Annotated in this window: 8 protein-coding genes; all 8 read right to left on the reverse strand. The window is 42.5% G+C overall.

Features of this window, described 5'->3' with window-relative positions; genetic code table 11:
* Positions 1-4: 4 nt before the first annotated feature.
* Positions 5-1,435, reverse strand: a complete 1,431-nt coding sequence (locus ACRC32_RS17875; protein WP_438555235.1) for a sugar transferase — start codon at positions 1,433-1,435, stop codon at positions 5-7.
* 683 nt (positions 1,436-2,118) lie between these two features.
* On the reverse strand, positions 2,119-2,733 hold the full coding sequence (locus ACRC32_RS17880) for a nucleotidyltransferase family protein (RefSeq protein ID WP_438555236.1): 615 nt from the start codon (positions 2,731-2,733) through the stop codon (positions 2,119-2,121).
* A gap of 4 nt (positions 2,734-2,737) precedes the next feature.
* Positions 2,738-3,850 carry an XdhC family protein gene (locus ACRC32_RS17885; RefSeq protein WP_438555237.1) on the reverse strand — a complete coding sequence of 371 codons (1,113 nt, stop codon included), beginning with the start codon at positions 3,848-3,850 and terminating at the stop codon, positions 2,738-2,740.
* Positions 3,847-4,419, reverse strand: coding sequence for a (2Fe-2S)-binding protein (locus ACRC32_RS17890; RefSeq protein ID WP_438555243.1), 573 nt, complete (start codon positions 4,417-4,419; stop codon positions 3,847-3,849). Before ACRC32_RS17890 ends, ACRC32_RS17885 begins: the two co-directional genes overlap by 4 nt.
* A 100-nt stretch (positions 4,420-4,519) precedes the next feature.
* A complete protein-coding gene (locus ACRC32_RS17895) occupies positions 4,520-5,236 on the reverse strand; it encodes a hypothetical protein (RefSeq protein WP_438555238.1) in 717 nt (238 codons plus the stop codon).
* A gap of 487 nt (positions 5,237-5,723) precedes the next feature.
* Positions 5,724-6,449 carry an SDR family oxidoreductase gene (locus tag ACRC32_RS17900; protein WP_438555239.1) on the reverse strand — a complete coding sequence of 242 codons (726 nt, stop codon included), beginning with the start codon at positions 6,447-6,449 and terminating at the stop codon, positions 5,724-5,726.
* A gap of 208 nt (positions 6,450-6,657) precedes the next feature.
* Complete coding sequence (locus tag ACRC32_RS17905) at positions 6,658-7,110, reverse strand: VOC family protein (protein ID WP_438555240.1); 453 nt, start codon at positions 7,108-7,110, stop codon at positions 6,658-6,660.
* A 36-nt stretch (positions 7,111-7,146) separates the two neighbouring features.
* On the reverse strand, positions 7,147-7,788 hold a 642-nt coding region (locus ACRC32_RS17910; RefSeq protein WP_438555241.1), incomplete at its 5' end, for a nuclear transport factor 2 family protein.

A 7,788-nucleotide genomic window follows, 5' to 3' on the forward strand; every position in this document is an offset into this window, starting at 1 on the left:
TTTTTTAATAAGCTCCTGTTTTCTGAGCTATAGCCACAATTGTTTTTAGCAAAATTTGCAAATCTAACCACAACGACCAATTTTCTATATAGGAAATATCCAAGAGCAACACATCTCTAAAGTTTTTAATTTCCGAACGACCAGATATTTGCCAAAGACCAGTTATTCCTGGTAGAACTTCGTGACGAATTAATTGAGCTTCCGAAAGTTTCTCGATGTCTCTAAGCGGTAGTGGGCGCGGACCAACTAGACTCATCTCACCACAAATCACATTGAATACTTGGGGTAATTCATCTAAACTATAACGTCTTAAAATATGTCCGATTTTTGTAATACGCGGATCGTTTTGAATCTTAAATAATACACCGTCCTTCATTTCATTGAATCTTTCTAATTCCTTTTGAAGCTTATCTGCATGATTAACCATTGTTCTAAATTTCCAAACATTAAAGTGTTTACCATGCAAACCTACGCGAGTTTGCTGATAAAATATAGGACCAGGAGAATCTAGTTCAATCAAAAGCGCGATCGCCAGATATAGAGGTGATAAAAATAAGATTATTAGAACGGCTAGGCAAAAGTCAAAACAACGCTTGAGCCGAAAATCTAATCCTGCAATTAATGGAGGAGAAAGTTTAAAGAAAGGTACGCCGCTTTTTAGTGATAAAAATGCCCCCGTCTTCTCTTCCACTATTTCTTCTAAGCTAAGTGGCAAAATATTTAGTGTTATACCATTATTACGTAATCTCCAATAAAGAAACATTCGTTGCTCTATTTTGTGCCAAGAACAGACAAAGACTTCGGCTGCTCCTGAAACAGTGATTTCTTCAATCACCTTTTCCATACCATGTTTTCCTAACGTGTGAATTGGCAAATATCCTATAATTCTGTAATGGTTTTCTTGCACTAGCAACTGAGTGGCTTTTTCAAGATCTTTTGGAAAACCAATGATGAAAATTGGATTGCAGATTGTACCTTGTTGGCGTAACTTTTTAGTAGTAAATTTCACACATATTCGCCCAACTAAAGATAACAGTATGCTGAGTAGCCAAGCCCAGAAGAAAGTAGACCAGGGAAGAAAATGATGTGACTGATAGGAAAAGTTAATACCTAGCAGAAAAAAATGTGATAAAGTGAGTGCTTCGATTGGGCTTAAATAGTTACAGTATTCTTCATTAGAGTTATATAATCCTCGTGCTGCCATGATCCCAATATGAGCAATCGGAATAGGTAAAAGTAAGTTATTCAACTTCCAGGGAAAATCTAGAGGAATGCAAAGAGTCTGGGTGGTATGCCATGCCAAAGATAGAAGCATGTAATCCACTAAAACTAGTATGATGCGTTGCAACCAATCTCCACCAATTCCTTTACTTAAGGTTGTAAAAATAGGTGCGCGAAGATCTAAATTAGCGGCTGAAGAAGCGAGCTTAACCATCTCTAATTCCTTTGCTGATACTTAATAAGTTCTAGAATTGCTATTGCTATCCAAAAGTAGGAGTCATAGACCTATTACTTGATTTAATTGCATTACCGTCTTGCTGAAAATTTGTTAAACCGGATTAATAATTTTGAACCGTTTTTTGACTTGAGGTAGCATTTCGACTACTTTCAGTTTTTGCCACCGTACTACTCGAAGCTCAGAGAGCCAACTAAGTAGCATATGCAATCCCTGAAAGCCAAAGTGCGACTTGAAAGCCACTCTGTTTGTCAGTCTCTTTGTCTTAATAGACACTACAGTTATTTGGGTGTTGAATTTGATACCTTAGCTTAGAATTAACAAAGTGAAAAACTTGGAACAAAATCAGGCATTATTGATATGGATTTAATCCCGGGGCTGTGTTGCAAAAATCGGTGCTGAGGAGACTGATATTCGTTTCAAAGAGAATATTGCGTCTCAATAAAGCTCAATCGTGCCTCTAAGTAGGGACATTTTCAAGTGCGAAATTATTCTGCTATGTGTGAGGTCGTAAGTGTTTTGTACCAGGTGTTACGTTAGAAGCACTCTCCCAATAGAGTATTACACTGAAGGCTTTTGGGCAAAAGCTAGGAAAACTCTTTGCTCGTGCTGAAGCACGTCTCTATACTCTGGTTAGTATTATTGTTTGAGTCGTTCAGGGCTTAACCCTCTGTCCAGTTTTTGGGAACCACTTCAGATTCTAATTGTTGGAGGTCGTCCTTAGTATCGATATCATGTGGATTGCCGATGCGATCGCAACTGACTTCCACAACTGGGTAAACTCGCATCAACTGCCTAGCTCCTTCGTCCCCCTCAAGTTTCATGGCATCAATCCACAACGAACGAGCAAGGAGGACGGGGTTGCACCGAGTTCCTTTATAGGTAGCTACCACAAAAGAAGCTCCTTCATGATAGGTAGCTACGAGACGACGGTAACAAGCAGCAGTCACAAATGGCTGGTCGGCAAGCCCAATACAGAGAGCATCAATAGAGCTATTCGGCTCCAACATCCACACAGCCTGTTTTAGACTTGAAGCAATTCCACTTTGCCATTGAAGGTTATGTACTATATTCACACCTGGTAAGGCTGCCGCGGCTACTTGCTGGAAATTGTAACCGACGACGAGTAAAATTGGGGCAAGACCACTTTCACCAGCAGCCTTAAGAGCATAGGAAACTAGCGATCGCCCCCTAAACATTGCTAAAGGTTTAGGAGAATCCCCTCCAAACCGAGAACCTCTACCAGCAGCAAGGATAGCAATAGCAACCTGTCCCATGTTCTTACTTGACGTGAATTGATTTTTGGGTCTGAGAGAGCCTACAGCCACTACGCCCGCTCTTAAGAGCGATAACCTCAGCCATAATTGACACAGCCGTCTCTTCTAAAGTGTTAGCACCAATATCCAGCCCAATTGGGGCGCAAATCCGAGCCAGTTCAGTTTCATTAAGTCCAGCCTCCTTAAGGCGACGGACTCGATCTGCGGTGGCTTTGCGGCTTCCCATCGCACCAATGTAAGCTGCTGGGGTACGTACAGCGGCTAGCAGCGCTGGAACATCAAATTTAGGATCGTGAGTGAGTACGGTAATAATAGTACGAGCGTCTATCTGGGTGCTTTGGAGATACTGACCGGGCCAGTCCACCACGATCTCGTCAGCTTCAGGAAAGCGTGCTGGCGTGGCAAAGCGAGACCGAGCATCACATACGCTTATCCGGTAACCTAGTATTTTACCTAGTTTGCAAAGCGATCGAGCGAAATCAACAGCCCCAATTACAATTAAGTGCGGCTGGGGTACAAAGGACTCAATAAAAATTGCTACATTTGCTTGACTGCATTCCCCATTAGCACCATAGTAGCTCAAGTTTTTCAGTCCTTGAGTTAAAAGCCTTTGAGCGTCACGAGTCACCACCTGCTCCAGCTCTGTGTTGCCAAGAGAACCAGCGATCGCACCGCGATCGGTCACTAACATCTTAGCTCCAACATTCGTCCCCTCAACCAACGTACAGAGTGCTATGGGCTGCTCGGATGCTTTGCAGATGGCATCAAAGACAATACTCATTGGCAGCTCTCTCCCAAGGCACTTGTGTACGAGGGGTTCCACGAAAACCTGAATAGTACCTCCACAGGTCAAACCAACCACAAAGCCCAGTTCATCAGCCACTCCATAGGTAACTAGCCGTGGCTGATTAAGTGCGATCGCTGCCAGTGCTTCCTCAACTACTGCTCCTTCAACACACCCACCGCTAATAGAGCCAGCGACCTCGCCACTACTCGATACAGCCATGACAGATCCAGGCTCTCTTGGACTTGAGCCTTGAGTGCAGACAACAGTTGCTAGTGCCACAGAGTCACCCTGATTCCACCAGCGTTTGACATCAGCGACAATATTCCTCATTGACTTTTTGCCTTTAAGGATACATTAGCTGTTCGTGCAATTGGTAAATACTCATTAGCCGTTACAGATTCTGGCTTAGCTGTTAGAGATTCCGGCTGCATTTTTTCCACAGCATTTTTTTCCACAGCATAATGTACGGCACGAATGGCGTTTGGGTAGACACCACAACGGCAAAAAATACCATCAAGCCAATCTCGGATTTCCGCTTCGCTAGGTCTAGGATTGTTTTGTAATAGATCCATGAGTGACATAATCATAGCTGGCGTGCAATACCCACACTGTAGACCGTGCATGTTCCAGAAACCTTCTTGCAAGGCACTCAGTTGACCATTTTGAGCAACGCCTTCAATTGTCACTATATCGCTACCATCAGCTTGTACTGCTAAGACCGTACAGCTTTTTACTGACATCCCATTCAGCATTACCGTACAAGCACCACACTGTCCCGTATCGCAGCCACTCTTTGTTCCCGTTAGATTTAGAATATCGCGGAGAAAATCCACAAGTAGCAACCGTGGCTCAACGTCTGTCGTATACTGTTTGCCATTGACTTTGATGAAGGTTTGCATAAGATTTTGCATAAAATTGTTTTTCTGAAAATGAGATGTAGAAGCGATCGCCGTAGCAAAACAGCTGTTCTCTACATCGCTGCTCAACATAGCTCTTCGTTTAGCTAACTATCCCTGTTACTGTGTTCTTTGCTGGCTGTCGGAAACGTAAATTAACCAACCACCACCACCAGGTGTGGGATACTTGCCACCACTGCCCCATCGGAGAATTTTCGTCTAGTCGCTCGACTTGCGGATTTTTAGGTAGGATGAAATAAATGAGATTTGAGGTTTCCTGTAGGGTCTGAATCTTCAAGTTGGGAGGAAAGACTGCTCCCATTTCTGCTTCAAACGTCGCTTTTGGATTGGAGGCAATCTTCTCATGAAAAGCCTCATTTGTCCAAATACGAGCGATCCATAATGCTTGCAAGTTCTCTCTGTAAGCTCTTGCTTTCTCAGCACCACAAAGATAATAGTACGTTGTCCACCAAGTATGACCCAACATCCACCAGGTAGCAAGTTGCTCGTACCGATACCATTGCTCTTCTGCTGGCGGAGCTTCAGGAATCACAAAGTAAAAGGTATCTTCTGGTTCCTCTAAAACCCTAACTTCTACATTGCTGGGAAAGGTAATATTCGATTCTCGTGCAAAAACGGTTTTCGGATCGGTTAGTATTTCTTGCTTAAGTAATTCATCATTCCAAATGCGATCGATCAATCGTGTTTGTAAAGCCTCGTAGTAAGGTCCAAAATCTGTAACATTTACATTCGACCACAATTTTCTAACTTGAGGAAATTTAGTTAGAATATCTGTAAAATTAGTAGTAGCTGTTGCCATTGTTGACCCTTGTTTCTCCTTCCTAGAAGTGAAGGTAGAAGTCTATGTTTTAAATTTATCAATTGACTTAAGTAAGAGCAAGGGCTGTTATTTTGTCTGATGTTAAGATTGTTTTGTTGTAATTAGTTTTTTGTTAAATGTCGCTTGAAAAACTTTGAATGTAGCAATTTTCTTGGTTTAATTGTGAAATCACATATGGGTAATTTTTTAACTAGTAAAATCTAAAATAATAAGAGTTTATTTTGTTTATTTCTGTAGTCAAAGTTTTTAATTTAATGCTTTTTGCTTAAGGCAAGATTTATCCTAACTCTCTTAAAAAGAAGAAAACTTAAAGCCCCCTTTTTAAGGGGGTTGGGGGGTCTTCAAAATCTTTAAAAAGGAGAAAACTTAAAGCCCCCTTTTTAAGGGGGTTGGGGGATCTTCAAGATCTTTGAATCGATAACCAAAACGTACCCTACTGCTTTCATTGACACCAGTAAAAGTCTACCTACACTGGCTGAGCTACTGGTACAGCTAAAAGTCTAGGAATCAGAATATTACCTGGTTGCTCTAGAATAAATCGAACACAACGAGCCACATCCTCGCTCTGAAGTGGGTTTGGCACAAGCTCGTCATAACCTTTCATCCCACGCGATTTCCAAGAGTCATACAGGTTAGTAGCAACTGCACCAGGCTCAACTGTGGCAACACCAATACCAGAACCAGCCAACTCCATCCGCAAGGAATCAGTAAAAGCTTCTAAGGCGTGCTTAGTACCGTCATAAACAGCTAACTTGGGAGTCGTTTTCAGCCCAGAGATACTAGACATATTGATAATATAGCCACTACCCTGTTGCTTGAAATGCCGCAGTGCTATGTAACTCATTCGCACTACAGCCTCAAAATTAATCCGGATCATTTTACACAAAGCTTCGATGTCTGCATCCTCAATTGACATCATATGCATTACACCGGCATTGTTGATGACAACATCCAGACGACCCAATTTTTCTAAAGCTACATCAACCAAGTGTTGTGGCAATTCAGAATCGGTGATTTCCCCAGGTACAATTACCGTTTCATTGCTCATTTGAGCGGCAAGTTCTGCCAGTTTTTCTGGAGATCGCGCTGTAATCAACAGCTTCATCCCCGCTGCGTCTAAGCTTTTGGCGATCGCCGCTCCAATGCCGCTACTAGCTCCTGTAACAATTGCTACTTTATTTTGTAAATCCATAGTGGCTCCTTTTACTGTTAACTAAATCAACCGATGCTCATGTAGTGTGCCTACATCTCTTGAGTAGCTCAAAGTCAGCTCTAATTCTTAGTTAGAATGCCTTTCAGCTTAGTGACTAAAAAACACTGACGCAAGGAGCGAAATTTCGATGTAAGTTGACAATCTTTTGATTTGACTATCTTGCTCTTATGTGCCAGCGTTTATATTTTCAGTAAATAGAAGCAACTTCATTCGCCTCTAAAGACGGCGGATTATCCTGATCGGTGTATCCTTGACTAATTTCGATAATGTTACCGTTTGGATCGGTAATCCAAACCGATCGCCATCCGCGGATAAACTCGTCAAAGTTGAGTGGTCCTAGAGAAATTTTGGCATCCTCGCCCATTTCCGCTAGCTTAGCATCGACATTATCGACCTGGAACCCCAGGTGTCGCCAGCCTGGGTAGGCTGGTCCATCGTTACGAATCTGGTAAGCAGGAGATTCTTCCTTTGCTTGGATCAACTCAAGATACATATCACCCAATTTCAGAAACACAATCTGTTCCTTGCCAAGCGGTGCGACCCGAGCGCGTTGGAAGCCGAAATATTTCGTGTAAAATTTTTCAGTTGCAATTGGATCTTTGCAGCTTATTGCCATCTGAGAAAATTTGAGCCAAGCCATAACTTAGATCCTTACTAAAGCTGGACAAGAACGTATCTATGCGTATGACCCATCGGGATATTGAACGACACCAGCAAAGTGAACGGCAATTTTGCCATTGCGCAATACCCAATTATCGTAGAAACTCATTTCGCCAACTACGCCATTAGTACTGCGAGTTTTGAGACTTTCCACCATCATCAGCGTATTCTCGGTCTCCGCCCACTGGTTGAGCGAGACTTCCAAATCCTCTAAACTGAAGATGCGGCTTTCAAAAAACTCCTTGAGCTGCTGTCGCCCACGGATATAGAGCGGCTGGCGATTTTCAGTCAGGGTACTAATTAGTAGAAGATCTTCGCTGTACTGGTCGAGTAATCCTTCGACATTTTTTGCTTTAATGAAACCGATATGCTCTTTGTAGAGCTTACCTAAAGGAGATGCAGGAATTGCTCCATTGACCTTTCCTGCATTGGCATACGTGCTATCAGGATACTGAATTACTCCAGCAAAGTGGATAGCAATTTTACCATTTTGCAAAAACCAATTATCGTAGAATTCAACATTACCGACCTCACCGCTAGTACTGCGAGTTTTGAGACTTTCCACCATCATCAGCGTATTCTCGGTCTCCGCCCACTGGTTGAGCGAGACTTCCAAATCTTCTAAACTGAAGATGCGGCTTTCAAAAAACTCTTTAAG

It is taken from the genome of Chroococcidiopsis sp. (assembly GCF_051657925.1).
Lineage (GTDB): Bacteria > Cyanobacteriota > Cyanobacteriia > Cyanobacteriales > Chroococcidiopsidaceae > Chroococcidiopsis.